Annotated in this window: 27 protein-coding genes; 13 read left to right on the top strand and 14 right to left on the bottom strand. The window is 47.2% G+C overall.

Going from position 1 to position 25591, the window contains the following annotated elements:
* Nucleotides 1-238: 238 nt before the first annotated feature.
* Nucleotides 239-844, bottom strand: a complete 606-nt coding sequence (locus tag ABD744_RS10830) for a hypothetical protein (protein ID WP_344798386.1) — start codon at nt 842-844, stop codon at nt 239-241.
* Between the two features lie 240 nt (nt 845-1084).
* Here ABD744_RS10830 and ABD744_RS10825 point away from each other — a divergent pair, with 240 nt between their 5' ends.
* Complete coding sequence (locus ABD744_RS10825; protein ID WP_344798384.1) at nt 1085-1489, top strand: MmcQ/YjbR family DNA-binding protein; 405 nt, start codon at nt 1085-1087, stop codon at nt 1487-1489.
* A 97-nt stretch (nt 1490-1586) separates the two neighbouring features.
* On the opposite strand, the gene ABD744_RS10820 is transcribed toward ABD744_RS10825, so the two are convergent.
* Together ABD744_RS10820 and ABD744_RS10815 are read right to left on the bottom strand one after the other, a co-directional pair.
* Complete coding sequence (locus ABD744_RS10820; RefSeq protein ID WP_344798382.1) at nt 1587-2486, bottom strand: peptidoglycan-binding domain-containing protein; 900 nt, start codon at nt 2484-2486, stop codon at nt 1587-1589.
* A 52-nt stretch (nt 2487-2538) separates the two neighbouring features.
* Entirely contained in the window at nt 2539-3057 is a 519-nt protein-coding gene (locus ABD744_RS10815; RefSeq protein ID WP_344798380.1) for a hypothetical protein, read from the bottom strand.
* A 410-nt stretch (nt 3058-3467) separates the two neighbouring features.
* On the opposite strand from ABD744_RS10815, the gene ABD744_RS10810 reads away from it, so the two are divergent.
* The gene (locus ABD744_RS10810; protein ID WP_344798378.1) at nt 3468-3905 is read left to right on the top strand and encodes a nuclear transport factor 2 family protein; all 438 of its coding nucleotides are present in this window, start codon (nt 3468-3470) and stop codon (nt 3903-3905) included.
* Nucleotides 3906-3945: 40 nt separating this feature from the next.
* On the opposite strand, the gene ABD744_RS10805 is transcribed toward ABD744_RS10810, so the two are convergent.
* From ABD744_RS10805 to ABD744_RS10780, 6 genes are all read right to left on the bottom strand, one after another.
* Nucleotides 3946-5079, bottom strand: a complete 1134-nt coding sequence (locus ABD744_RS10805) for a tetratricopeptide repeat protein (RefSeq protein WP_344798376.1) — start codon at nt 5077-5079, stop codon at nt 3946-3948.
* Between the two features lie 14 nt (nt 5080-5093).
* Nucleotides 5094-5747, bottom strand: a complete 654-nt coding sequence (locus ABD744_RS10800; RefSeq protein WP_344798374.1) for an energy transducer TonB — start codon at nt 5745-5747, stop codon at nt 5094-5096.
* Complete coding sequence (locus tag ABD744_RS10795) at nt 5747-6166, bottom strand: ExbD/TolR family protein (RefSeq protein ID WP_344798372.1); 420 nt, start codon at nt 6164-6166, stop codon at nt 5747-5749. Before ABD744_RS10795 ends, ABD744_RS10800 begins: the two co-directional genes overlap by 1 nt.
* 67 nt (nt 6167-6233) lie before the next feature.
* Nucleotides 6234-6743 carry a MotA/TolQ/ExbB proton channel family protein gene (locus ABD744_RS10790; RefSeq protein ID WP_344798370.1) on the bottom strand — a complete coding sequence of 170 codons (510 nt, stop codon included), beginning with the start codon at nt 6741-6743 and terminating at the stop codon, nt 6234-6236.
* Nucleotides 6733-8232: a MotA/TolQ/ExbB proton channel family protein gene (locus ABD744_RS10785; RefSeq protein ID WP_344798368.1), complete on the bottom strand. Its 1500-nt coding sequence runs from the start codon at nt 8230-8232 to the stop codon at nt 6733-6735. The genes ABD744_RS10790 and ABD744_RS10785 overlap by 11 nt, the downstream gene beginning before the upstream one ends.
* Before the next feature lie 17 nt (nt 8233-8249).
* Nucleotides 8250-9011 (bottom strand): DUF3450 domain-containing protein, encoded by a 762-nt coding sequence (locus tag ABD744_RS10780; RefSeq protein WP_344798366.1) that lies wholly within the window; start codon nt 9009-9011, stop codon nt 8250-8252.
* 353 nt (nt 9012-9364) lie between these two features.
* Here ABD744_RS10780 and ABD744_RS10775 point away from each other — a divergent pair, with 353 nt between their 5' ends.
* From ABD744_RS10775 to ABD744_RS10740, 8 genes are all read left to right on the top strand, one after another.
* On the top strand, nt 9365-11197 hold the full coding sequence (locus tag ABD744_RS10775) for a PepSY-associated TM helix domain-containing protein (RefSeq protein ID WP_344798364.1): 1833 nt from the start codon (nt 9365-9367) through the stop codon (nt 11195-11197).
* Complete coding sequence (locus ABD744_RS10770; RefSeq protein WP_344798362.1) at nt 11197-11514, top strand: hypothetical protein; 318 nt, start codon at nt 11197-11199, stop codon at nt 11512-11514. The genes ABD744_RS10775 and ABD744_RS10770 overlap by 1 nt, the downstream gene beginning before the upstream one ends.
* Nucleotides 11515-11528: 14 nt before the next feature.
* Nucleotides 11529-12143, top strand: a complete 615-nt coding sequence (locus ABD744_RS10765; protein WP_344798360.1) for a DUF6162 family protein — start codon at nt 11529-11531, stop codon at nt 12141-12143.
* A complete protein-coding gene (locus tag ABD744_RS10760) occupies nt 12140-13030 on the top strand; it encodes a metal ABC transporter solute-binding protein, Zn/Mn family (RefSeq protein ID WP_344798358.1) in 891 nt (296 codons plus the stop codon). The genes ABD744_RS10765 and ABD744_RS10760 overlap by 4 nt, the downstream gene beginning before the upstream one ends.
* Nucleotides 13027-13785 carry a metal ABC transporter ATP-binding protein gene (locus tag ABD744_RS10755; protein ID WP_344798356.1) on the top strand — a complete coding sequence of 253 codons (759 nt, stop codon included), beginning with the start codon at nt 13027-13029 and terminating at the stop codon, nt 13783-13785. The genes ABD744_RS10760 and ABD744_RS10755 overlap by 4 nt, the downstream gene beginning before the upstream one ends.
* 7 nt (nt 13786-13792) lie before the next feature.
* Nucleotides 13793-14677, top strand: a complete 885-nt coding sequence (locus ABD744_RS10750; RefSeq protein ID WP_344798354.1) for a metal ABC transporter permease — start codon at nt 13793-13795, stop codon at nt 14675-14677.
* A gap of 12 nt (nt 14678-14689) precedes the next feature.
* The gene (locus ABD744_RS10745; RefSeq protein ID WP_344798353.1) at nt 14690-15661 is read left to right on the top strand and encodes a TroA family protein; all 972 of its coding nucleotides are present in this window, start codon (nt 14690-14692) and stop codon (nt 15659-15661) included.
* A gap of 128 nt (nt 15662-15789) precedes the next feature.
* On the top strand, nt 15790-16899 hold the full coding sequence (locus ABD744_RS10740) for an ABC transporter substrate-binding protein (RefSeq protein WP_344798351.1): 1110 nt from the start codon (nt 15790-15792) through the stop codon (nt 16897-16899).
* Nucleotides 16900-17222: 323 nt separating this feature from the next.
* Here ABD744_RS10740 and ABD744_RS10735 read toward each other — a convergent pair whose 3' ends face one another.
* The 5 genes from ABD744_RS10735 to ABD744_RS10715 form a co-directional block, all read right to left on the bottom strand.
* Entirely contained in the window at nt 17223-18308 is a 1086-nt protein-coding gene (locus tag ABD744_RS10735; protein WP_344798349.1) for a lipase secretion chaperone, read from the bottom strand.
* Nucleotides 18309-18444: 136 nt separating this feature from the next.
* Nucleotides 18445-19455 carry an esterase/lipase family protein gene (locus ABD744_RS10730; RefSeq protein ID WP_344798347.1) on the bottom strand — a complete coding sequence of 337 codons (1011 nt, stop codon included), beginning with the start codon at nt 19453-19455 and terminating at the stop codon, nt 18445-18447.
* A gap of 284 nt (nt 19456-19739) precedes the next feature.
* Nucleotides 19740-20441: a DUF6901 family protein gene (locus ABD744_RS10725; protein ID WP_344798345.1), complete on the bottom strand. Its 702-nt coding sequence runs from the start codon at nt 20439-20441 to the stop codon at nt 19740-19742.
* A gap of 226 nt (nt 20442-20667) precedes the next feature.
* Nucleotides 20668-21147, bottom strand: coding sequence for an aminoacyl-tRNA deacylase (locus tag ABD744_RS10720; RefSeq protein ID WP_344798343.1), 480 nt, complete (start codon nt 21145-21147; stop codon nt 20668-20670).
* Nucleotides 21148-21221: 74 nt separating this feature from the next.
* The gene (locus ABD744_RS10715) at nt 21222-22127 is read right to left on the bottom strand and encodes an alpha/beta fold hydrolase (RefSeq protein ID WP_344798341.1); all 906 of its coding nucleotides are present in this window, start codon (nt 22125-22127) and stop codon (nt 21222-21224) included.
* A gap of 331 nt (nt 22128-22458) precedes the next feature.
* Here ABD744_RS10715 and ABD744_RS10710 point away from each other — a divergent pair, with 331 nt between their 5' ends.
* The 3 genes from ABD744_RS10710 to ABD744_RS10700 all read left to right on the top strand — a co-directional run bounded on the left by ABD744_RS10710 (nt 22459) and on the right by ABD744_RS10700 (nt 25590).
* A complete protein-coding gene (locus ABD744_RS10710) occupies nt 22459-23271 on the top strand; it encodes a formate/nitrite transporter family protein (protein WP_344798339.1) in 813 nt (270 codons plus the stop codon).
* A gap of 131 nt (nt 23272-23402) precedes the next feature.
* A complete protein-coding gene (gene cynS, locus ABD744_RS10705; RefSeq protein WP_344798337.1) occupies nt 23403-23843 on the top strand; it encodes a cyanase in 441 nt (146 codons plus the stop codon).
* 25 nt (nt 23844-23868) lie between these two features.
* Nucleotides 23869-25590: a bifunctional protein-serine/threonine kinase/phosphatase gene (locus ABD744_RS10700; protein ID WP_344798335.1), complete on the top strand. Its 1722-nt coding sequence runs from the start codon at nt 23869-23871 to the stop codon at nt 25588-25590.
* The last annotated feature ends 1 nt before the right edge of the window (nt 25591 follow it).

Raw genomic sequence — 25591 nt, 5'->3', positions numbered from 1 at the left:
CCGCAAGGCTGGAGTGTGCAAAAAAACGGGCTGTTCTGGCAATGATTAGCAGAATAGCCAAGCTGTAATGGAATGGTAAGTCACCATGGAATGTGAAAAACGGGAAGTCTTCAGAGGCAAAAGTTTAAAAGGGCTTTAAGTCACGGATTCAGGTTAGCGTAAGCCAAGAGAAAAAGCTAAAATTATATTTCCCCAGCACCAGCCTTTAAATTTCGTAAATTAAAATTACTTATGCGTGTTACTTTAAAGTAGTGGCTTTGGCTAGTTCAATCACAGATTTTAAACCTTCAAATGATGACTCAGGATGAATCTTTTCGTCAACGTAACCATCCTTCCCATAAAACCGTAAAGTTATGTCATCATATTTAGAGTTAGCAATTTTAGAAGCATTTTCAAATGTTAACTTAACATTAAAATGCTCATGTGTATAAACAGTACTTCCTAGCGAACCACCATCTACTATTGAAGTATTGGTAGATTTTCCTTTATTCCAGCGATCTACTATTTTTTCCTTCTTTACATATATACTAACAGAATCAGCATGTACCCAGCTTTGCTGCATTGTTCGGACATCAGCACTTATGAAATTTTCAGTCAAATCTGGGTGATATACAAAGCGTAGTTTGTAATAAGCATGACCGAGCAACCAATGCTCAAAGTCATATCCACTATAGTAAAAACGATTCTCTAGATCATCAATAACCAACGCACCCGAGTGCTTAGTCAGCAAGCTATCTGGTACATTATACTCTGATGTTTTAATAACATCAGTATTGACAGGAGCCGTTTGACAGCCAACCAAACTCACTAACCCCAGCGTGAATACAAGCAAAAAAATCTTCATTATTTATAAAATCCAAATACTATTGATTTAAAACTTCTACTTATTTTAAAAGTTCTTAGCCGTCATCGATAAACTTTAATGGTTATCAAGAATGTAATTAAGAGGTTAAAATACACAACATTATATAAGCATTAGATAAATATAGAGTCAACGCTCAATACTTCAAGCAGTCTGATTCTTTTGAACCAATTTATTTAAATCTGTTTACTACAACTATGCGAAAAAAGTCTGAGTTCTCATATGAACATCAACCAACTCAAAGCTTATTGCAACGCCTTTCCGGGCGCATCAGAAAATCTGTCTGGTGCTCCGATCAACGTATTGTCGTATAAAGTACACGGCAAACAATTTGCTTATTTTAAAACCAGTGAACCCGAGCAGTGGCGGTTCAGTTTCAGAGCAACTTTTGAGCGATTTCTGGAGCTAACAGATCAACCGGGCATTAAGCCTGCGAGATACTTGCAACGTTTTTACTGGGTAACAGTGGTAGATGTTCAAACAATAAACGAAGAATATTTGAAGGAGTTAGTTGAGTGGTCATACCACAAGGCCGTATCTGGTTTACCGAAAAAAGTGCAGGCAGAGATTAATGCGATCTGTTCCGTCAACCATGAAAAACGACTAGACGAAGATATACAACTGTAGGTATTAACTGGCAAGAATTTTGGAGTATCCTACCCTCAAAAGCATGAAGAGCAGTTAAAGCCTGCTCTTCATTGACTAAATAATTAGCTTCTAATAATCAACAATATCCTTGTACATTTTTTGACAACACATCGGGTAAAGGTTGTATCACTTGAGAAATTTCTAGATGCCAGCAACGCCTTTCAACGATAAGTAAATCAATTATGTTTTTACCTAAGCTATCGACTAACTGTTTATTTTTTGAATAGAGTCGAGATTTAACTGTTTGTGACATACTCACTAAAGCCTGTTCAAATTCATCACGTTTGCTCATAGGTACAGACGAATATGGTATATCTAAAACATTTAAAGCCCGGTAAGTCGACTCACTCACAACATGCTTTGAGGTTCTTTGACCGAGAGCCAACCATTTTTTTATCTCATCTTCCATTTTAATTTTTACTTGATCTTCAGAAAGGTGATCTACGTTATCCCAAAAAACTTTATCAACTGCTCTACCCGGCGCAGAATATCCATAACCTCTGACTTGCCGTACAGATATCTTTTGCTTTTTAGCTTTCATCAACTGCCCGTGCATTATACGAGCTTGATCTTTAATAAGGCGTCGTGTGCTTGATATATCAATAGTGTCTACATCAGCAAAAGCCATTGCCGTTTTTAAAACTTCTTTGGTATAAAAACTTAATTCAGGTCTGGCATTCCTCCTGTATTTAATCACTTTCATAGAAGAGCGACCAACTAACTTAGTTTTGGCGACTAAGGTTTTAATTGTTCTTCCTTGTGGGGAGATTAAACCATCAGGGCGCCTCATCTTAACTACATTCTTTTGAAAACCAATAATCGCCTTTAGTGTATTTTTTCCATATCGACCATCTACAGATAGAGGTTTTACAACTTGCTTGTTCTTTATTACCTTGTTCAATAGCTCTTGAACTGTTCGAACGTCTTTAGAGCTATTCAACCCGCCCTTACCAACTGATTGCTTTATAACATCCATGTTTATAGACCTGTATAACTAATAAAATCACTATCTTTTCTACTTGAAAGTACTATTCCCCTGAAGGAGGTAACCAACTGTAAGTCATCATATTTTTGAACAATAACGATTGATAATCATCGGATACCGAAATATCTTTTAAACTGATGTAATGCTCTTCATCTCCATACTCACCTGGAATGGATATTGAAAATTCAGAGTTCTTAAGCGCCTCAATGCTATCCAGTTTCTCAGAAATATATTGATTAAAGCTTTCATAATTCTTAAACAAAGAAACGAGCCATGCTGCTGTTTCTTGACGGGATTTACGATCAAGAAAACCCTCCAAACTAAAATAAGAGATATCAAGACCTAAGCCACAATTTGCGTTATAGCGAACAAGCAATAAGTCTCCATTAGTGAGACTCACGAGATGCTCAGCTCTTTTGGCGTCGAAATTATTAAACGCAACAGACAACCCTGCCAAATCCACAGGTCGAATATCCATAGGACACGACTCTGGTTGTTCCGAGCAAGCAGCAACACTCGCAAACAAACTAAAAAAAATCATCAAACCAATTTTGTGTATCATCAACCTATTCCATTACTGAACTAAAAAATTATTATACTCTTGGATACCTAATGCCTTGGTGACAGGGATAAGTCCAAACTCCTTAACGTCTATCAGCGAACTGTTGATACGCCAATTCTGTGCAGATAGTATCGAAACTGATCTTATAGAGAAAAGACGCACTGCCTCTAAGTGTGACCCAGTCATGAATTCCATTTTCTCTTTATCAACGATATCAAGCTACGCCATACTTCTTTACTAATTTTTCCAACAAGCCCAAAGCCAAATTTAATTAATCACTTCAAGCAAAACGCACCAAAACCGCTCATAAAGCGCCACACGAGCCAACAGGACATGATATTCTTGACCGCTTGGTTGAACCGGATTTTCAACCTAGTCAAGAAACGTACTCATCACATGAAAGGACAGTTATGTTGAAAAGTAACCTGGACGTTGTTCTTCAATATTTTGAAATGGTCGATACCGGGAATGAAGGCTATCTTGAGCTTTTTACCGACGACGCTGATTTTTTCTTCCCTAAGTTCGGAAATCAAAAAGGAAAGGCCGCGTTAATTGAGTTTGGTGCCCGCATTAGCCAAAAGCTCGGTTCTATCTGGCACGATAAAGCCAATTTCCAATACATAGTCGCGCCGAACAAGGTAGTGGTTGAGGGACAGGAAGGCGGTACTTTGACCAATGGTACGGTCTGGCCCGACGGAGCAGTGTCTCAAGGCCGGTTTTGCAGTGTATTTGAGTTCAGGAACCACAAAATCTGCCGGATGTACATTTACGTTGACCCGGATTTTGGCAGTGAAGACCAGCGCAATGTGGCAATTTTTCATCGTACAGAACAGCCTGAACCCGCATAATCACAACGGTCGGACTTGGCTATTTAAACAATAACCCCCATTACGGTTTAATGGCCAACACGCGCTCTACCCCCGCCAACCGATCTCTGGTTTCCTGATCATCAGGGGTCAGTGTTCTGAGCTGATTCAGGGTGCCCTTAGCCGCTTGGTATTGCCGAGCCATCAACCAGGCATTGGCTTGCAATTTCAGGTTTCGCTCGGTTGGAGGTAGCTGTTTATCCTTCAGCGCCTTGGTCAGAATATCGCCCGCCAGATGAAAGTTCTCTTGATGTATTAACAGTTGAGCCAACCAGACGATATGCCGCTCCTTCACCACAAAACCATGAATATAAGCGGTATGAAGTGAGGTTAGCGCCAATTGAAACTTGTCTTCCTGCTGATACAAAGACGCCAACTGCTCCCAGTACAGCATGTTGGCGAAATGCTCTGCCAACAGTTTCAGAACATCAATTGCCGCTGCAGTGTCTTCCTGCTGCAAATAACTCGATAACGCCAAACGATACCAGTCTTCTGGCGCGAATGGATTGCCTTCTCCGGTCTTTAAGTCGATCGCCTTCTCTATCGCGCTCACCGTTTTCGGCCACATTTGTTGCTGAGCATAGCCTTGCGCTAACATGTAATGATCCTGAGCCCGAATGTTGATCGCTTGTTCGGGCGGTTTCACGGTCTGGTTAAACGTGGCAGCATCTTGCATCCAGGCTGATAAATGTTCCGTCCCCGCCTGCCATTGACCGTTACTCAGCGCCAGCTGCCCCAACGTTTTTCGCAAATTCAACTGTTCTTTGGGCGTAAGAGCATTCAACGACCAGGCTTTGAAATAAAAATAATACGCCTGTTCATTGTCTTCTTTCATTAACGCAAAGTTCGCTGAGAACTGGTGCACCAACGCTTGTTCATAATCATTCAGGCGCGATTTATTTAATCGATCCAATAAGGTTTGAACTTGTTGGTGGTCAACTTCTGGCGGTTGCGCGGTCGCTGATTCCCCCGACGTTTTGGGATCAATCTCAGGGTTCATGGCCGCTTGCAACTCGACAATCACCTTATAAGTATTAGGCCGGATACTCTGAGCCGCATCCGCCAATGCTGGCAACAGGGCCACTAAAATTACCAACCAGCCAAACCAAGCAGAAGCCGATTTATGTCGCAGGCCATAGTAAGAGGCGTTATTCACTGTTTGTTTACCCTCTATTTACTCAAAGTAAAGTTGAACGGCTGACGCGATTTAAAACGAACCGCCTGACCATCACGCACTAGCGGGTTAAAACGCCATCTTGCCAGCGACTTGCGTACTGTTCGCTCAAATACACCTTTTGGCTCCGCTTCTAAGAAGACAATCGAATCCATTTCTACCCGGCCTTCTACATCCACAATGAACTCCACCAACAATTTACCCGTTACTTTTCGTTGCAACGCTCGTCTAGGGTATTGAGGATTAACCCGTTTTTTAGGCATTTGTGCCATTTCCAACGACAGTTCGTTCACCAAATCGGTCGGAGCGGCCATGACCGGCACGGAAGGCGGCGTTGCTTCAATCTTAAATGAACTGTCGAAAGACACGTCCGGAACATCAATCTTGGGCATGTCCATCTTTGGCGCGCTCATGGCTTTCGGCATCGGAGGCTGAGGTGTGGAGTCCGGCTGAATGACCGGTGGCGGCGGAGGCGGTTCGCGTTCACGAAGTTGCACGTCGCTATCGAATCGCATTCGCAGCATGTTCAGGCTGAGCGCATCCTCTTTTTTCATTTGATATTGCTTACCGGAACCTGCCAGCTGCGCCATGAACATGAATAAACCGATCACCACCAACAATGCGGCCGGAAAAAACCACAACGCCCGCATTACATAGAACCTTGTGATGGTTTGGTTGCCACCGCAACCTGGGCAATACCGGCCAGTTTAATCTGATCCATGACCTTAATAAGCACTCCGGTTTTGGCGTTCTCATCGGCTTGTACCATCACCGATACATCCGGTTGTTCCACCTTCAGCCGCTCAAGTTTCGGGCGTATCATACGCACGTCAGTTTGATCGCCCTCTAACCAAATTAAACCGTCCGCTGTTACCGCCAACATCACGCCGGTACTTTCTTGTTTCTCTGCCGTACTGGCCGCCGGGCGATTAATTTCAACACCGGCTTCCTTCACAAACGTTGTTGAAACTATAAAGAAGATCAGCATAATAAAGACGATGTCGAGCATCGGCGTCATATCAATTTCAGACTCGCTGTTCTGTATGTCCAGGTTTACTCGGCTTCTCATTCTGTATCTCTTATCTATTGAATCGTATGCGTCGTGCTAACCACTCGACCAGCCAGGCCGTGGCACCTTATCCCGCTTTGGACAAAGCCTGCACCGAGCTCAGCTGTAGCTGGCTCCAGCGTTGCAACCAGGTGTACATCAACAAACCGGACACCGCTAATACCATCCCGGCCATGGTTGGAATGGTCGCTTTCGCCACCCCGGCAGACATCAAACGGGGGTTGCCCGTGCCGTTAAACGCTAAAATATCAAACACCTGAATCATCCCTGTGACCGTACCCAACAAACCGATCAGCGGGCATATCGCAATCAGCGTTTTGATCAATGGCAAAGACGCTTGCAGCGCCTGCTGCAATTCACCCACTTTGGTAATCTGAACACTGGGGCTTGCACCGGATTTTGACAGTTCCATGCAAGTACGTTGCTGCGCCGGAAAAATACAAAGCCGGAACCAACAACGCTCAAGCAGTAACGACCACATCACCAACGCAGTCCAGGCCAGGAGAAATAACACCCAGCCACCAGACTTAAAAAACTGCTCCAGCGATGCCTGCCAAACCGAAGGATCAAACAGCATTCTCTACGGCCTTTACAGGTGAATGGCTTGACGCTGGCTTAGAGCTAGTTGGCTGAATAGTAGAAGGCTGAGTTTTAAGAGGTTGATCAGAAGCCGCTTGTGCAGTGTCTTCCAAACGATCTGCGATCGAAGCAAACGCCACTTGCTGCAGCAGTTGAATCAGGCGTCGCACCCGAGCAGCGATCAGACTGTGAGTGAACAACAACGGAATCGCCACACACAAGCCCAATACGGTTGTCATTAAGGCCTGGGAGATCCCCCCCGCCATCAATTTAGGATCACTGGTACCAAATACCGTAATACTCTGGAACGTACCAATCATGCCAGTCACTGTGCCCAGAAGCCCCAGCAAGGGGGCTACTGCCGCCAATAGTTTTAAGAAGGTTAAACCGTATTCCAGACGAGGCACTTCTTTCAGCAAGGCTTCATCCATCCGGATTTCAATGTTCGCCAAGGCTTTCGCTGAATCACCGCTCTGAGGAGACGACGCTTGTTCCAACTGATCAGCAGCGTTCACTGCACTCAAGACCCGCCCAAGAGGGTTGCGATCACTTAATTCGGCCAGTTTCTTATACTGTTGCTTAATTTTAAGTTCAGCGAAAAAGACCGCCAACAAACGCCAAAGTGCAACCAATAAGCCGAAAGCACCTAACGCCAGAATGATGTAACCAATCAGCCCCGCCTGGTCAATGCGTTCTTGAATCGTTGGCGTTCGGCCCAACAGTTCCAGTAAATTGCCACGGCTTGGATCGACCACTAACTGATTGGTGTCACCGGCATAAAACGCCTGAGCCTGAGACTGTACAGAACCTCCCGGCTGACGAGCGAATACTTCCAATTGCTGATTAACGCTGTCGTACTTAAGGAACCGGCCCTGTTCATCAATCGCCACAAACGGGCCAACTCGCTGAACGTTTGACGCCACATAAACGCCATTCGGCTGCGCCACCTGAGCCTCAAACGATTTAATCTCAGAAGTGGCCGTCATTTCCTGCAACAACAAAAACCACAACCCCTGTAACTCGGCTAAGGTTGGAATACGTTTTTCATCTGCAAACGCGATTTTAGATAACCGATCTGGGTATTCGGTTGAAATTAGAGAGTCCTGCAACACTCCACTCAGGTCTTGTGCCTGTTGCTTGACCACGCCAAACACTTCGCCCAACTGGCCACTTCGACTTTTCAACAGTTCATTTTTTTCAACCAGTCGTGATTCGTTCTGGTCAAACAGATTTTTCAGACGTTCTTGATTTTGTTCTGCGTTCAGCAGCCGTTGCTTCGCGCCTTTTAGCAGGCTTGCTTGCTTATTATTCTCGGCAAGAAATTGATTCAACCGCGTCTGATCCGTTTGTTGAGATTGATCAATGCTGGCCTCAACGTCTGCCAACAAGGATTTAAGCGTTTGATTTGTCCCGCTTTCAGCGCCGTAGGAAAGCGAAGAAAACAACACTACCGCCAACAATGCGGCTGTCTTTCGGAAATATGTCATGGTTGTTTCCTAATTCCTTATGGTCTGACAGGGAGTTCAAGTAATTCAGGCACCGTCTGTTTTAACGCCAACTGAATGCCTTTTTGAATGGACCAGTTCTGTGACGAATCGAGTGCTTGCCAACGATGCTCATCGGCATTCCACTGGCCGCTTTGCTGGCCGTCGGACGTTTGGTAAAACAAACCGATCCGGCCCAATCTCAGAAAAGTCACATCTCGGTTGGCCTGATTGGCCATGGACAAAGTGCCGCTGTAGGCTTCCAGAGTCCGACCGTATTCCACCTCAATCTGATAAGCTTCCAGCACCTGACGATACTTTTCAGCAACACTGACGTCCGCACGATCCAACAACTTGGTCAAGCGACTCAAACGCACCGAGCGTTCGCTCTGTAAAAACGGCAGGTCGTTATCCACAAACGCAGTTAATGTGGAAAGCATCTTATTCAGCAACGGCAGTGCCGACTGCTCCGTATCAGTTAATGAGACCAGCTGTTGCTCCAGATCTTCCAGTTCCTGCTGCTGGGAGTTGATCATCGTCTGAAGCTGGCGATTGTAGGCTTCAATTTGTTCCGCGCGTTTTTCAGTTCGAACGTACTCGTAATAATCCTGCTGAGTTTGTTCATCCAGAGCATCAATACGAGCCTGTACCTTTGAAGAGACCTGATACGAAGAGGACAATTTCTTTTGAGACTGCTCCAGCTGCATTGCGTTTGAATTCAAACAAAAAAACACCAGGCCACAGCCATACAAGGTTTTCAGAACAAAAAAGTTCGGTTTCATAATCACCACACCAAATAAGAATGCTTCGCATTATACTTATGATTAACTCTTGCACAACCAATAAAATGATAACCGGCTGATGCACGACGTTTTTTATACGCTATCTCCACTGATCAACGAGCGTTGAATACTTACGAAACCTCATTTGATTACGCTCAGACCTTCCACAACTGTTGTACCTCACCAAGATACGAATGATTAATTATCACAAACAATAATATTTGCAGTTGATATTGATTATCATTAGAATTCGCAAAATTAATGAACCACCGCCAAACCACCAATCAACCGATACATTCGTCCGCTGCCTATTAAATTCATCAGCAGCGTTTCTTAACCTTTGGGGAACCCTTGTGAGTGCAGAAATAGACAGCAGTTTTGATCCGGACGCGTTACCAGAGGGTGCTTTACCAGATAACCAAACCACCGCACCTTCGGCCACCAAAGCCCGTCGCAAGAAAAAGAAAAAATTGACCGCGCACCGAGCTGCGTATCTTGTCCACAGTTTCATCGGCCTGAAGCTTTCTTTGCTGTTTACCATCGTATTGGCCACCGGCACGATTGCGGTTATTAATGAAGAGCTCGACTGGCTGATTTACGATGAAATGCGGGTGACACCACAGGCGGAGCGCCTGAATGAAGGCGAACTTATGGATCGGCTGGATGCGGCCTTCCCGAACGCAGGCATTTCATTTCTGACCACGGCCAACCAACGCCCCCATATGGCCGCGATGGCGCAAGTCAGCAGCCCCGAAGGCGGATTCCAGAAAGTCTGGATTGACCCCTACACCGGCGAAATCACAGGCCAAACGGACTTCCTGACGGTCGGTACCTTTTTCTCGATTCTGCACACCCGGTTGTATATGCCGGTCATCGGCCGGGCGTTGGTCAATGTCTTTGGGGTGTTGTGTCTCATTGGTTTAATTTCAGGCCTCATCAGTTACCGACGTTTTTGGCGCGAATTTTTCACCCTGCCAAGATGGAACGCCAAACCCCGGATCTTCCTTGGCGACTTACATAAATTCCTGGGGCTTTGGAGCCTTTGGTTCGTATTAATCATGGGCGTTACCGGCACCTGGTGGTTTTATCACAACCCACTTGTGTTTTATAAAGTAGCGCCGCAGGTATTACCTACCCGATTCATTGAGCCTCAACTGACGCACCAGGATCTCGACAAACTGGGGTCGGGTATTCCGAACAAACTGTCTTCTGCGGAAATCATTCGTTCCGTGAAAACGCATGACCCTGACTTTACCATTGGAGTATTAAGGCCACCTGAGCATAACGGGCAGGCTTACCGGGTCATGGGCACCAAAGGCGAAATACTGACCAGCGCCATGGACAGCAGTTACTACGTTCACCCTTACACCGGCGAAATCATTGGTGACCGTTTGGTGGAAGACATCACGGCCTTACAACGCTTCGATTATGCGATGGTGCCTCTGCATTACGGCACCTGGGGCAATGAAGGGGCAAGCGACCTGGCGGTCAAGTTGGTCTGGTTTATCTTTGGTCTGGGCATGACGGTGTTGTCGGTTTCCGGCATGATCATTTATTACCAAAGAACACGTTCTGCCACCAACAAGCTGTTGCCAGAACAGCCCACGAAACGTTTCTTTAAAAAGTCCTGGTTCATTTTCCGCCCTTGGGGCGGCCCTATGTCCGGCTTTAAATATCTGAACTGGGCGTTTATTACCGTCACTTGCATCGGAATCAGTATTGCCTTCACTTTGCAGCGCGAAGGCGCATCCGGTTCAGGTTTCCGATACGCCGAACAACAGGTGGGTGAATGGACAATATCACTGAACGCCACCGCCGGTTTGCTCGAAAAAGATTTACCACCGATTCGTCCGGGCAGACAAACCAATATGAATGTGTTCATTCATGGCGGCAACCCGAAGGCCATCAAATTCATGCATGTTAAAGCCCGTAAGCCAAGAACCATGCGCGCACCGGGTGCGGTCGTTCACGGTCAACTGGGCAATCAGCATTCAAACACTATTATGCCAAAAACGATCAAAGACAACGCCAAGCTGTGGGTCACCATTGAAGACTGGTACGGCAACTTTTATCAAGCCTCCTGGCCACTCATGCCCGACGGCAAGCAAACCATTGACCTGAGGCTCAACAATCAACCAACCACCGCCGAAGCATCGACCACGATTGAAATAAAGGAGACCCTCTGATGCGTTACATCCTTTTGATGGTACTGACAGCCGTCAGCTTACAGGCACGCGCTCACTACCCTCTGCTCAATTGCGAGTTCACGGAAAACGAACAATCCGCTACGGAGCAAGTATTTTGTGATGCAGGCTTTTCCGATGGCACCAAAGCCCCCAACGTGGTGATGGAGGTGTTTTCCGAAGACGATGAAACCCTAGTATCCGGCCATACCGATGCCACAGCCAAGTTTCAGTTTGACCGGCCGGAAGGGGTTTTCTTTATCATCATGGACGCCGGTCCAGGGCATGTTATTGAAATTTCTGATGAAGAAGTCAACTGAGCAAGGTCTGTTCCATGAGTAATCACCCCTCCTCACCACAAGCGGCGCTCTCGGTTGAAACGTCTGTTGAAACATCGGTTGAAACAATAACCCCCTGGAACGGTAAAACAGAAGATAAGGTCGTACTTAGCTTATCGGTGGGGGTTCTCGTTCTGGCGGCATTGCTGCTCTGGATCAGGCAACCCGCAGAAGCGCCAAGAACTCCGGCTTTGCCAAAAGAAGTTCGCCAAATCGTTACCGAATTGAGCATTGCAGTGGAAGAAATTCAAATGCTGCAATCGCTGGAAGGCATACAACCCAGCCTACCGGATCTGATTGAGATGGGCATTGCCCCCTTCGCTGATACCAGCCCTATGGAATCAGCAACCCTAGCCTGGCAAGAAGAACAGGCCGGGTGTTTCTTAACGACAACCAAAGGCCCGAAACAGCCAATACAAATCCGACTGAAAAACTTCGGCGAAGCAGCAAACAGCATTTATGGCATCCACTGGCGATACATAACGCCCGACATTAAAAACACCCGCCAGCTGGCTTGCGCAGATTCAACGAGTTGGGTGCATTTTCCGACCGGAAACGAAGTCGTCGCCCAAAGTGAAGTGGCCATCCAGGAAGGAGCACACGCCCATTGAATAACAAATTACTCACGGCTTTCCTATTGATCGTCGGGTTGGCTTTCTCAAACGCCTCTTTTGCGCAGCTGAATATCGGCATCACACTTCATCCTTACTACAGTTACGTCAAGCATATTGTCGGCGATAAAGCCACGGTAACGCCTTTGATCGAAGCCGGTTTCAACCCCCACGCCTATAAACTGGCACCCGCCGACTTAGCCCGGTTAAAAGCCATGGACGCCATTGTGGTCAATGGCATTGGCCATGATGAATTTGCCATTGAAGTGATCCGACAATTGAATTTGCCAACGCTGACCACCATTTACGCCAACGAGGGCGTGCCTTTGCTCAGTAATCCGGCAGGCACCAAGCACAACCCCCATACCTTCGTATCGATCGATGCCAGTATTCGTCAGGTGTATACCATCGCCAAACAACTTGCGAAAATGGACCCCGAAAATGCACGCTACTTTCAACGCAACGCACTCAGCTTTGCCCGGCAACTGAGAACCATCAAGAAAAATGCGCAACAGAAAATCGCGGGATTAGACCTCAGTCACGTTCGCATTGCCAGCACTCACAATGCCTATGGCTATTTGTTGCAAGAGTTCGGCATGACCATCTCGGCGGTGGTTGAACCCGCCCACGGCGTGTCGCCCAGCGCCTCCCAATTACAAAATACCATCAACAAAATCCGGGACGTCAACGTTCAGATACTTTTCACAGAATTAAACATGGAAAACCAATACGTGGACGTCATTGAACGCGAGACCCATTCCAGGTTGTATCACTTTTCGCATATGACTTACGGTGATTACCGGACGGAACTGGTCACTGAAGACATGACCAGCAACCTGAACACCCTGGTCACAGCGCTGACCTATGCTGCGGAACAGGCATTATGAGCCAGACCGTTTTAAGTAAGTACGCGATTCCAGGTCCAAGCGTTCAACTCAACGAAGTCTCCGTTTCCGAAGGCGAGTTACGGCTCCTCGATAACATCAGTACCGAGTTCTTCGCCCATGGCTGGCACGCGGTTCTGGGGCCGAATGGCGGTGGTAAAAGTACCCTGTTAAAAACCATCCTTGGGCTGACGGCTCATCAAGGCACGCTTCAGATTCTCTGGCCAGAACAATCAGAATGCAAGCTAGGCTACCTGCCCCAGTCCATGCCGTTTGATGCCAGTTTACCGATCTCGGTGCGTGATTATTTATTGATGTCGTTAAGTAAAAAGCCGATTTGGTTCAGCCGGAAACTCCCCGCTGAAATCCAGGCCGCCATCCAACAAGTACATTTAACCGAAAAACTCGACCGACGTGTCGGTGATTTATCAGGCGGTGAGCGCCAACGGTTGATGCTGGCGACGGCGTTATTAAAGTCACCCGATTTATTGATTCTCGACGAACCGATGACCGGCCTGGATCAATCCGGCCAAGCCGACGTGTTGGGCATTCTCAGCGAGTATCATCAGTCCGGCGGCACCATCATCATGGTTGAACATAACTGGGCCTTGGTCGAACAGCACTGTGACCAAGTGTATTGGATCGACCAACAACTCAAGCACCAGGCCGCACCGGCCGATTTTTTCACAAACCGGCCTCAAGACATTCAACCCCGGCTCGAAGACATCCAACCCAATTTGCCTGAACTCAACGCCTGACGTATTTATGATGACTACTCTCTATCAATGGTTCCAAAGCGCGGTCGATCATGGCTGGCTCCCCGAAATGTTCAGTTACGAGTTCCTGATCAATGCCCTGTTCGCCAGTCTGATGATTGGACCTATGCTGGGACTATTAGGAACTCTGGTGGTCGTTAAGCGTCTGGCATTTTTATCCGAAGCGGTCGGCCACAGTGTGCTCACGGGCGTCAGCATGGGCATTCTGCTGGGTGAACCGGTCACCGCACCGTGGATCAGCCTGTTTACTTTTTCCATCTTATTTTCGTTGCTGCTGCAATGGATCAAAGGCCGCTCAACCATTCCTTATGATGCCTTAATTGGGGTGTTTCTCTCGTTTGCACTGGCGCTGGGGGCGGCATTACTGCTGTATGTGGCGAAGCACGTCAATGCTCACCTCATCGAACAAGTGATGTTTGGCTCTATCTTGGTGTCCGGCGTAGATGATTTGATCTTACTGGCGGTGATTTCAGTGGCCGTGGTGTTTCTTGCTGTCCGGTTTGGCAATCAGGCGTATCTGGTCGCCATCTCACCTGACGTGGCCCACAGCCAGCGGATCAACACCCGCCTTCACGATTATGGTTTCGTCATCCTGATCGCGTTAATTACCGTTGCTGCCGTGAAAATCATTGGTGCGGTTCTGGTCGGGGCGCTGTTGCTGATTCCGGCCGCCAGTGCTCGACTGGTGGCGCGCGACCTGAAACAAATGCTGACGCTGTCCGTGCTGATTGCCACCACCAGCTCCGTCTTTGGGGTGTTGATTCCCATGTATGAAGAGTGGCCGGTATCAGCAGGCCCTGCCATCACTCTGTTTGCCTGCGGATGGTTTGTTTTATGTTTGCTTTTCCGCCAGTTCAACGCCAAAACAGCTTAAGGACAGCCCATCATGACAACATTTATGCGCCTGATCAGAGGCTTAATCGCCACCATCTTGATGATGTCCCTGTTCGCTTGCTCGTCACTCTCGACGTCACCAAACACAACCGCGAACCAGGAACTGCCCCAGCCACAAACAATTCAGCTGGCGACTTCGGTGCCTGTGATAGCAAGCATGGCACGCGAGTTAATAGTCAAAACCGCCATCGAGTTAATCTATTTACCCTCCTCCCGCTACAGCATTAAAAGGATTCCCGGCTGGTTAGCCAGACAACCCGTGAACGAATACCCTGAGGCGGACGCAGTGCTGGGCATTGCATCGGTATGGCCTGAATTGGATATCTATCCCCATTTACGCCTGCAAAATATCGCCATCATTCCTGTCGACCTGGCACATGCCTATGTGCCAGGCGGCGAACGAGTTGCCTTAACCGAGCGATCGGGCAATACCCCCCACTTTTTCTGGCTGAATCCGGCCAACAGTTTAATCATGCTGGGCATTTTACACCGGGATTTGCAGGCCGTAGTGGCAGGCTCGTCTCGCTTTAACGAGACCCACAAAGCCGACATCAAACGCCAATTGAATGCCAATCACTTACTCATGGCTCAAAAACTGCGCCAACTGCAAGTCGCCATAGATAATCAATTACTCGAATTGAATATGATGCAAGTCGTCATTGAAAACACAGACCTGAAAGAATTAGCTGCCGCAACCCTATTACCCGAAGCCACCAAAGGCGATGCCATTGAGAGCGGTTTTCCATCGTTGTTGATTACTAACAAGCAAGCGAATCATAAGAAGTTCAAAAACCTGCCCGAGCACATCTTGATTTGGCACATTGATGACTTTGCCAAACCCAGAGAAGGCCACTTCACCGAACGATGGGCAAATAATCTTGAGGCATTAAAAGAAAACACCACCAAACCCGAGAATCTCAACGCCGGAAAAAACGACGCTGAGACTATAATACGCCCGCGATGACCCAGCGCTTTAGTCCATCCATTTATGAACAACCCACATGATAACTTCCATATGATCTAAATAGTGCGTGATCGATGGCTATACTAAACAGCATTATCCTGAAGGCAGGTCAACTTTGAGGTGTTGTTATGGACTTCGATTCAGTAAAAACTAAGTTTTATAGTATCTTGTATTGCTGTGCTACCTGCGTGTTCATCTCACCAGCTCAGGCAGGAATTACACTGAACATGCTCACTTGGGAAGGGTATGCTCCAGATGCCCAGGTTACGGAATTCAAAGCCTATATTGCCGAAAAATATAACCAAGATCTCAATTTTAATATTACTTATATCTCCTCAGCGGATGAGTACTTTAATGGCATTCGAAGACAGGCCGTTGATATCATCGCTCCCAGTCATAACATCATCAAAGACGAACGTTATAAGTTGATTTCTCAAGGTTTAATTCTTCCTATCAACTTGGACAACATACCCAATTATTCGAAGATATTACCCAGTCTACAAAAGGCGGACTACACCACCGAAAATGGTGTGGTTTACTCAGTGCCTATGGTGCATGGCCCTTACGGTCTGGCATACAATACTGCAACCGAGGCTTCTGCCCCTGAGTCCTGGTCTGCCTTATGGGACCCTTCGTACAAAGGCCGCTATACTCTGAGTTCCGATTACTCAGAAGTAAACATCTACATTACGGCCCTGGCACTGGGCCTGGGCGCAGAAAACATCGCCAACCCCCAGAAGCTCTCTGATCCATTCGTTGAAAATAAACTGGCTGAGCTGATCGCCAATGCGAATAATATGTGGAAAGGCGTCGACACTGCAGATGACTTGGAAAAAAATACTTTGGCAGCAGCCTGGGGGTTTTCATTTCCTGAATTGGCCAAACGAGGTCAAGTTTGGAAAATGGCCAACCCCAAAGAAGGTACCACCGGGTGGGTGGACGGTCATGCAATTACCAAAACATTAGCAGATAAGCCTCAGCTTAAAAAAATTGCAGAAGAGTGGATTAATTTCACACTCAGTGATCAATTTCAAATTGACGTTATCGTCCGGGGCATAGGAAGCGCTCCGGTAAACGCATCCATCAAAAACCAATTAACGCCGGAAGAGGTCAGTCAATTTCATTTAAATGACCCTGATTATTTCAAAAATAATCGTATTTTGTGGCCGACATTAACCACTCGTCAAAGAAACTTCTTTAAAGCACTATGGGACAGGGCATTAAAAGCAAGTAAGTAGTTTTTAATGCCTTATCAATCTAAGGAACCTCTGAATAAGTCCCTCTCTGCTCAGGCCTATAAGAGAAATGTCTATTTGAGGCGCGGTTTTGAAGGCTAACGGGTTCGACCCGAAGGGTTACGTCAAAAAGCCGCAACAAAAAAGAGGCATTTCTCTTAAGGTCCCGAAGGGCGGGGCTTTAAAAACGTTATAACTGGTAACCACGTTATGTGTTGAACTTCTTGAAAAGGTCTAGACATTCTCTACGAAGCTCGCCTTGTTCTAACGTTTTTCTAGCGCCCGCTGAACTAGAGCGGACTTGTTCAGAGGTTCCCTAAGAGGGGCTACGACCCCTTTTGTACTCGTCGGGCGTCGATTTTGTCCTGAGTTTTCATCCGGGCTATTTCGCCTTCGCTCAGAGACAACTGTTCTTTCATATAAAGATCAATTATCGCTTGGTCTTGCTGATCATTTAAGCCCGCTTTGAACGCCAGATATTGCTCTCGTTTTTGCTGAAACGCCTGCCGTTTCTGATCCAGTTTCATCAAGCGTTCTGCTGCGGCATCCCCGTAATTCTGGGCATACACCTGATACTTCTCATGCACAGTCAAATCACTCATCTCGCGAGTCAGTGACTTATGCTGTATTGCCGCCTGAGATGATTGTCGCGCACGTAGGCTTTCAGGTGGAAGCCGGGCATTTAACGACTGCAACTGACGCTGTTTTTCCTGCTCACTCAGATCACTGGCGGCCACCGCCATGCGATCCAGCATATATTGATCGTAACGGTTGTCCTGGCCAAACATGGCTTCCGCTGTGGTTTGATCAAACAACGATTGCTGAAGTTGTTCTCTTTCCTGAAATACACGACGCAAACTGTTGAGATCACTTTGTGACACCAACTGAGACGGGTCATACAAGCGTGCCCAGATGTCCTGATCAAAAGACAGAGCATTCATTTGGGTTTTGTACTCAAGATAATCCCCCAGCAACTGATACGCTTGCTCATCCGCAGGCGCTTCAAGATGCTGATCAATGTACTGATGTAACCACTGTTGAATCTGAGTCAGGTCGACATCATCTTGTGCGGTAAGAAAGTAATCAAACAATTGTCGTGCATTGGCGTCTTTGACCAGATTACCCTGATCATCTGTGGTCAAAGCACCCAATACATCGGTTCCCCGAAACATCGGCGGCAACTGTTCGGGCCAATGTCCGGCCGTTGTATTCGCTTTAAAGTCTTTTTCCACGAAGTAAACGGGTACGTCATCCCGACGTAAATCCGATTCGGTCAAACGAATGACCTTGGACGTCGCCTCCTCAGCCAAATCCGGGGTTCCGCCTTCACCTTTCAACAGCTGGCTCACCATGGCCAGCCCGCCCACCACCAGTGTTCCGGTCAACAACATTGCTTTAGAGGACTTCTTCATACACTACCCTTTTCAACGCAAAAAGCAGCCCGAAAGGAGATTGGGTGAAAGTGCTTGCCCCCAACCTCCAAAGCGCTGCTGTATTCAACTACGGATTTATACCACTGAACTCAATCACTGAACTCAACCACAGAACCTACAAATCTTGATTCTTCAGACGGTTTGCCTGTTGAACATACAAGGTCGGAATGTCCATAAACAAGTGACCCAGTCCCAAGGTTTGGTTAATCGCGTCAAAATGGTTGTGCTGATAATTCATCTTGATGCCGTCGCCTAAACCGTGACCACAGTTTGGTACTAAGCCGTCCCAGACAATGTCTTTTGGCATGAACAAATCAACCACAGTAACAAACACCGAATCAATTGGGTCTAGCCAGTTAGTACGCGCTTTCACACCACCCCAAGAGAAGTACTTAACGCCATTCACTTCGGTGTTGGTAAAATATTCGCTGGACACTTCGCCCTGAGTACCATTCTGATTGTCCATACAGTCCTGAGCGGGCAAGCCTTGTGGATAATCTCGGTTGAACTGAGCAACGTTTTCCAGATTGGTCGCTTCGGCCAAGTCCAGAATGCTTTGCTGACCACGTTGTTCGCTGTTGTAGCTGCCGTCTTGTGGCACACCAGACAAGAACTCAACAAAGTTAAAGGTGTTATCGATCAGAAATACGCCGATCGTTTCGATGAAACTGCCTTCTTCAATGGCATCACGGAACCCGTTGGAGAAGTGTGTACCACGGTTCATTCCAAATACCGTCGTAACGGAAGCGATGCTCTCTGGCATGACAGCGGCCGCATAACGCGCCGCAAGCGCCCCCTGGCTGTGAGCAATCAAATTCACTTTCTCAGCGCCGGTAATGGCCAGGATGTTTTCCAGATCTTCAATCAATTCTTGCGAACGCTGCTCATTCGACTGAATCGAGCTCAGATTCGTCACGTAAACCTCTGCGCCTTTATTGCGAAGTTTACCTGTGATGCCATACCAATAATCAATGCCCAACGCGGTATCAAACCCAGCAGCGCCCGGAACCATTACGATAGGGTATTTGGTGGATGCAGACTGCTTATCCGAACCAAAGAAAAAACCAGCAAAGCTCCACTGACTGAGCAGCGTCATGCTTAGAATTAAGACAAATCGTGCCAACATTGTATTTAGTCCTCTGTTGTTTTTATATTTTGAGAGGCCAAGATACTAGGAATCAAAACAATCAGGACGAACTACCCAGATGGGTAGGCAAGACAGAGCGGGGCAAAAAATGTGACTCAGTTCTTAAAAACCACAGAGTAAAACATGACTTTTTTCGGTCATTCTCAGACATACCTTATCGCATTCAGACTAAAGCGGTAGAACCAAAGCATTCAGCCTTTCACTGGCAGGCTCTTTTACTGGCCTACACCTGCTCTTGCTTATCCATACTTACTTATCCATCCTTACTTACCCATCAGATAAGAGCGAAATAAATGGTGGATGTCTTCCAGTTTTTCTTCAATCACAAACGGCATAAGATTAGTAAACATATCCAGCAAAATCACGGCATTCACTGAGGAGTCGGTGGTAGTAGCACTGCGAATACGCTTCGCCATCATGGCATTCAGCACATGCAGGTTGTCATACAACTCCGTCAGGCCATCCAGTTCCAAATCGGTGGAATGGCCTTCTTTTTTTCGAAAGTATTGCGCTAACAAATACATTCCGGTGGCTCTGAAAATGGTGTCTTGTTCCGAAGCAAAGGGTAAATGAAAACGCGCCATCGGTTTCAAAAACGCCGTGTGCGGGCAACCGCTGGTGGCAAACAACAACCCTAACATGGAACTGATTCCCCGCTGCGCCGTCGTATGGCGGCTGACATTTCGTTCTGGCATGATCACTTCCACATCCATTTCATCATGCGAGACTATATTATCCAGGCCGGACACCACATCCACCAAACAGGCCGCCACCGGGCAATAAGGGCTGGCGTCTGAGCGAAGTGGGCAATGACTGCATTGATGAAACTCTAACGCAGCCCATTCAGGCAATGGACTATCCGGCGGGTTACTGATGGTCAGAGTGTCTGCATCAATTTGAAATTCAAACCGTTGTGAACTGTGTTTTTCCTGATGAAATACATAAGCGATATCTATCGTTTCCATATCATTATTCAGCCTTCCGGGTTAGCGCCTGGGTGATCGCATGTGAAACCGCCGTAGGTTCCACACCACTGTTTAATGAGATTAGCTTAATCCGGAAATAACGCAGGCAATCAAGGACGAAAACTTGCGCAGGGCACAGAAACAAGAACAGCCCCGACGCTCTGATCGGGGTGAAGACAAGCACAATTCAGTCACACGGAACTCAGGCACCCAGAACGCACGAATGTTAGTGAAACACCTCACCACTGAACCGGCCATGCTGGCAATCCGCCACCAGCTTTTTAAATTCACTTTGTTTTAAATGAATGAGAGATTGATGATCCCCTGCTTCCAGAAAAACATCCTTCTGCTCCTCCAGTAATTCATCATAAACGGCTTCCATATTATAAGCCCGGCCAATCGGTGGTACGGCGCCAGGCTCGCAATCGTCAAACATTTTATAAACACGACGTTCAGAAATTAAATGGAAGTCTCGCTGAAAGGTATCTGCCAACTTGTGCAGCCGAATCTTATTCATGCTGGGAAGTACCGCCATCATATAACGACCTTCGTGGTCTTCTAAAATGACGGCTTTGGCCAACTTCATGGGCGAGATTTTTGCCGCTCTGGCGGAATCAATAGAACTGTTAGACAACCCGTGGTGAATGACGTCGTATTGGATATGCTGTGCATCCAAATACTCGCCTACTCTGGCAACAACACTCATGAGGAACCCCTCCAGGATAGATGACTATAGAGAAAGTATAGAATCAGACCTGAGATATATCTTCCCTTTTTAACCTACCCCAGCAATGTCTGCCGAATACGCTCTGCAATTTCCTCCGGTCGCTCCTGCATAAAGCAATGACCGCCGTCCAGCGTTTCAATATCAAACACCGGCCGCTTTTTAAGCCGCTCCATTGAACGGGCAATGAACGGAAAGGTTTTCTTTGCCACCCAAATATTGGTCGGAGTCCTGACCTGCTTTAATAAAGGCCATAATCGTTTCGGGTAAGATGAGAAAATTTCAGCCTCCCGCTTCGGAGGACATTTTAAACCAACACCCTCCTGCACTTCTTGCAAAGCATAATCCACATACGCCTGCAGACACTCGCTTTGCCAGCCTTTGAAAGTACCTCGCTCATAAAAATACTCGAACGCGTCTTCTCGGGTTGGCCAGTGCCGAGTCCTTACTCTGGCCTGTTTGGCTAACGGCAACTGCTGAAGCAGTCCGAATAAGTCTGCGGTGGCCATGACCTTCAACATTCCGGGCGGGAAAATCACTGGGTCCAGCAAGATGGCCTGATCAAAGCAATTTCGATCTTTAGCCAACATTAAGGCGGTGATGACACCACCAAAGCTGTGGCCAACTGCGTAACAGGGTACTTTTTGCTTTGAACCATCGGCCAGCTCTGTTTCCGGTAAGTTATCCACAAAATGATGAACCACCTTTAAGGCCATGCTCGCACAACGGTTCCAGCCAACAAAGTCACCGCCCATATCACTGTCACCGTGACCGGGTAAGTCCGTGATGATCAGATCAAAGTCAGCTAATAGTGCCTTTAACAATGGCGCATACGTGAGTCCGCAAAAGCCATTGCCATGCAAAAAGTGAAGAATAGGCTTGCCAGTGAACTCGGTACGCCAGCCCCGTAACGTAAGATTGGGTTTAACCTGAAAAGACCAAGGCTCAAGTGCTGAAATCATGTTATGAACAACCATATCAATAAGTCTGGCGGCATTGTAGGGGGTTTATGCAAGATTAAAAAGCCGTATCGGCAGCGCCTGAGTCTGGTCACACGCTCTATTGATTAGGTCTATCGCACAAAAATCATGCCCGGCCCACGCACAGTTTTGGGCATGATTAAATGCCTCCAATCAGTGCCCTGAGCATCCATCTTGATGCGTTACCGCTCAACCCAGCTCATAATAAAAAATTTTAACCAATAAAATCAAAAGGTTAAATTCAACAAAAAATTGGCCTTTAATTTGCTAAATACATCAGCAGAAATTAACTGACCTATAAGAGAAATGGATTATGGCTTATATAGAACCAAGTGAATTTGTCACCAAGATGGTCGACTCAGGTGAATCCAAAGTGTACATGTCAACCAAAGACACGTTTATTCGTGCTTACATGGCAGGTGCAATTTTAGGATTAGCTGCAATTTTCGCAATTACCGTTGCCATTAAAACCGGCTCCCCATTGATTGGCGCCGTGCTGTTCCCCGTTGGCTTCATCATGCTTTATTTAATGAAGTTCGATTTGCTTACCGGTGTGTTTACCTTAGTCCCTTTGGCATTAATCGATAAACGACCCGGCGTCACCGTCGCTCAGGTATTAAGAAACTGGGGTTGGGTCTTTCTCGGCAACTTCGCGGGGGCACTAACCACCGCCTTCTTCATGTCTTTCATTCTGACTTACGGTTACAGCATTGATGGCGGTGCCATTGCGGCCAAAGTTTCGGCCATTGGAGAATCCCGAACGTTAGGTTATCAAGAGCACGGGGTAGCTGGTTGGCTCACTATTTTCATTCGGGGCATGCTGTGTAACTGGATGGTTTCAATGGGCGTTGTCGGTGCCATGATCTCTACTTCTGCAAGCAGCAAAATGCTGGCGATGTGGATGCCAGTCATGTTGTTCTTCTTCATGGGCTTTGAGCACTCCATCGTGAACATGTTCCTGTTCCCATTCTCCATGATCATGGGAGGAGACTTTACGGTGATGGACTACCTGCTATGGAACGAGCTTCCTACGGCTTTGGGTAACTTAGCCGGCGGCTTCCTATTAGTGGGCTTACCTCTGTATCTGACCCACGTCAGAACAAGCCCGGAACGCAAACTGGCTTAATTGCTGAAGAACCAAGGCCTCGGCCTTGGTTTTTTTTACTCTGACATTTGCAGTCCAGACGCTGCAGTACGCATGTTAATTGAACATTGAGCTCGGATCACTCAGCCCAATGCAATAGGAAGAAAACGCTTATGAACAAACTGGAAATGACTGAAAAAATCATGGTCGCCAAGGCCGAAAAGCAACTGACCTGGGAAAAAATGGGAAAGGCACTGGGGTGCTCACACGTTTGGTTAACGTCAGTGTGTTTAGGCATGAACAGCGCGCCAAAAGATACCGCATTTTCCCTGACCGAGTACCTTGGCTTAGAGGATGACGTCGCACATGCACTGATGGTTTATCCGACCAAAGTCTGGGATCAAGCGGTGCCCACCGACCCATTAATCTACCGCCTGTACGAAGTGGTCGGAGTGTATGGCGAAACCTTAAAAGAAGTGATTCAGGAGAAGTTTGGCGACGGCATCATGAGCGCCATCGACTTCTCGATGGACGTAGACAAAATAGAAGACCCTAAAGGCGATCGGGTACTGCTGACCTTAAACGGTAAGTTCTTACCCTATAAATCCTGGTAATGCCAAACCGGATTGACAACAAAACATGAGCAGGACACTTCAGGTCACCATCGGGCAAGGTTCAGATGCAGGCATAAAACCCGTGAATCAGGATTTTCATGGCGCTTATACCCCAAAAGAACCTCTGCTTAGCACCAAAGGCATTGCCATCGCCTTAGCCGATGGCATCAGTAGCAGTGATGTCAGTCAGGTGGCCAGCGAGACGGCGGTGAAAAGTTTTCTGGAAGATTACTTTTCAACGTCCCAAGCCTGGTCGGTCAAAACCTCCGCACTGAAAGTACTGAGCGCCACGAACTCCTGGTTGTTTGCACAAACCCGCTGCAGCCCTGATCGATTCAACAAAGACAAAGGCTACGTATGCACGTTCAGCGCATTGATCTTTAAATCCAGCCAGGCCCACATTTTTCACACAGGTGATAGCCGGATTTATCGTCAAGCAGGCCAACGTCTGGAACAGCTGACCACCGACCACCGCCGGCAAGCGCCTGAAGGGCAACACTACCTGACCCGAGCGCTAGGCATCCATGAAACACTCGACCTGGACTACCACTCACTTACCATTGAAACCGGAGACACCTTCCTTTTAATGACGGACGGCGTCTACGAATTTGTCAGCGACAAAAGCATTCTTCAAGCCATTGCTCAAAATAAAGAAGACTTAAACGCAGCGGCAGAAGACATCCTGAATGTAGCTCGTGAGGCAGGCAGTGACGACAACCTCACCATACAAATAGCGCGAATAGAAAACCTGCCAACCCCACACATTGAAGAAGTGCAGCAGCAGATAGACGAGCTGCCTTTTCCTCCGCAGTTGCAGACACGAATGCAATTTGACGGATACGACATTATCCGCGACATATACATCAGCAGTCGCAGTCATGTGCACCTGGCCATCGATCAAACCTCCCAAGAAAAGGTAGTCATCAAAGCCCCCTCCGCAGAGATGCGTGAAAACAAAGCGTACCTTGAATCTTTTATGATGGAAGACTGGATCGCCCAACGGGTCAACCACGCCCATGTGCTGAAAGCCATCCCCGTTGCCCGCCGAAAAAACTATTTGTACACGGTCACCGAGTTCATCGACGGCTGTTCTTTACGTCAGTGGATGCTGGATCACCCCAAACCGACACTCGACCAGGTTCGGAACATCATAGAACAAACAGCCTTGGGCCTTCAGGCGTTTCATCGGCAAGAAATGGTGCACCAGGATTTACGCCCCAACAACATCATGATTGACGCCACAGGTACGGTCAAAATCATTGATTTTGGTGCCACCAAAGTGGCTGGTATTTCTGAAATTGCACACAGTAATGAGGGTTTGGTTGGCACAGTTCAATTCAGTGCCCCGGAATACTTCATAACTCAATCAGGCGATCATCGGTCTGATATCTATTCCTTGGGAGTCATTGCCTATCAAATGCTCTGTGGAGACTTACCTTACGGTACCTCAGTGGCCAAATTGCGCAAGCCCTCAGACCTCAGGAAACTGCAATACCGATCCCTTCAGGAAAGAAACAACATCGTCCCAACTTGGGTGGATGACGCGATCAAAAAAGCCGTTCACCCCCACAACATCAAGCGTTACCAGGATGTGTCCGAGTTTGTCTACGACCTACACCACCCCAATAAAACGTTCATCGCCAAAACCAAACCACCACTCATCGAGCGAGACCCAATCCTGTTCTGGCAAACCATTGCCTTGCTGCTGTTAATGGTGGTGATAGGTCAGGGGGTATGTGTTTACTAAA

Source organism: Litoribacillus peritrichatus (assembly GCF_039537985.1).
Classification (GTDB): domain Bacteria; phylum Pseudomonadota; class Gammaproteobacteria; order Pseudomonadales; family Litoribrevibacteraceae; genus Litoribacillus; species Litoribacillus peritrichatus.
Note: the sequence above shows the minus strand (reverse complement) of the source record. Positions and strands in the feature narration are given on the sequence as shown.

What these genes read in the sequence shown, in the direction of transcription:
- ABD744_RS10830 (WP_344798386.1), bottom strand. Translation starts at nt 844, where the DNA reads ATGAAGATTTTTTTGCTTGTATTCACGCTGGGGTTAGTGAGTTTGGTT.
- ABD744_RS10825 (WP_344798384.1), top strand. Translation starts at nt 1,085, where the DNA reads ATGAACATCAACCAACTCAAAGCTTATTGCAACGCCTTTCCGGGCGCA.
- ABD744_RS10820 (WP_344798382.1), bottom strand. Translation starts at nt 2,486, where the DNA reads ATGGATGTTATAAAGCAATCAGTTGGTAAGGGCGGGTTGAATAGCTCT.
- ABD744_RS10815 (WP_344798380.1), bottom strand. Translation starts at nt 3,057, where the DNA reads ATGATACACAAAATTGGTTTGATGATTTTTTTTAGTTTGTTTGCGAGT.
- ABD744_RS10810 (WP_344798378.1), top strand. Translation starts at nt 3,468, where the DNA reads ATGTTGAAAAGTAACCTGGACGTTGTTCTTCAATATTTTGAAATGGTC.
- ABD744_RS10800 (WP_344798374.1), bottom strand. Translation starts at nt 5,747, where the DNA reads ATGCGGGCGTTGTGGTTTTTTCCGGCCGCATTGTTGGTGGTGATCGGT.
- ABD744_RS10795 (WP_344798372.1), bottom strand. Translation starts at nt 6,166, where the DNA reads ATGAGAAGCCGAGTAAACCTGGACATACAGAACAGCGAGTCTGAAATT.
- ABD744_RS10790 (WP_344798370.1), bottom strand. Translation starts at nt 6,743, where the DNA reads ATGCTGTTTGATCCTTCGGTTTGGCAGGCATCGCTGGAGCAGTTTTTT.
- ABD744_RS10785 (WP_344798368.1), bottom strand. Translation starts at nt 8,232, where the DNA reads ATGACATATTTCCGAAAGACAGCCGCATTGTTGGCGGTAGTGTTGTTT.
- ABD744_RS10780 (WP_344798366.1), bottom strand. Translation starts at nt 9,011, where the DNA reads ATGAAACCGAACTTTTTTGTTCTGAAAACCTTGTATGGCTGTGGCCTG.
- ABD744_RS10770 (WP_344798362.1), top strand. Translation starts at nt 11,197, where the DNA reads ATGCGTTACATCCTTTTGATGGTACTGACAGCCGTCAGCTTACAGGCA.
- ABD744_RS10765 (WP_344798360.1), top strand. Translation starts at nt 11,529, where the DNA reads ATGAGTAATCACCCCTCCTCACCACAAGCGGCGCTCTCGGTTGAAACG.
- ABD744_RS10755 (WP_344798356.1), top strand. Translation starts at nt 13,027, where the DNA reads ATGAGCCAGACCGTTTTAAGTAAGTACGCGATTCCAGGTCCAAGCGTT.
- ABD744_RS10750 (WP_344798354.1), top strand. Translation starts at nt 13,793, where the DNA reads ATGATGACTACTCTCTATCAATGGTTCCAAAGCGCGGTCGATCATGGC.
- ABD744_RS10745 (WP_344798353.1), top strand. Translation starts at nt 14,690, where the DNA reads ATGACAACATTTATGCGCCTGATCAGAGGCTTAATCGCCACCATCTTG.
- ABD744_RS10740 (WP_344798351.1), top strand. Translation starts at nt 15,790, where the DNA reads ATGGACTTCGATTCAGTAAAAACTAAGTTTTATAGTATCTTGTATTGC.
- ABD744_RS10735 (WP_344798349.1), bottom strand. Translation starts at nt 18,308, where the DNA reads ATGAAGAAGTCCTCTAAAGCAATGTTGTTGACCGGAACACTGGTGGTG.
- ABD744_RS10730 (WP_344798347.1), bottom strand. Translation starts at nt 19,455, where the DNA reads ATGTTGGCACGATTTGTCTTAATTCTAAGCATGACGCTGCTCAGTCAG.
- ABD744_RS10725 (WP_344798345.1), bottom strand. Translation starts at nt 20,441, where the DNA reads ATGGAAACGATAGATATCGCTTATGTATTTCATCAGGAAAAACACAGT.
- ABD744_RS10720 (WP_344798343.1), bottom strand. Translation starts at nt 21,147, where the DNA reads ATGAGTGTTGTTGCCAGAGTAGGCGAGTATTTGGATGCACAGCATATC.
- ABD744_RS10715 (WP_344798341.1), bottom strand. Translation starts at nt 22,127, where the DNA reads ATGATTTCAGCACTTGAGCCTTGGTCTTTTCAGGTTAAACCCAATCTT.
- ABD744_RS10710 (WP_344798339.1), top strand. Translation starts at nt 22,459, where the DNA reads ATGGCTTATATAGAACCAAGTGAATTTGTCACCAAGATGGTCGACTCA.
- cynS (WP_344798337.1), top strand. Translation starts at nt 23,403, where the DNA reads ATGAACAAACTGGAAATGACTGAAAAAATCATGGTCGCCAAGGCCGAA.
- ABD744_RS10700 (WP_344798335.1), top strand. Translation starts at nt 23,869, where the DNA reads ATGAGCAGGACACTTCAGGTCACCATCGGGCAAGGTTCAGATGCAGGC.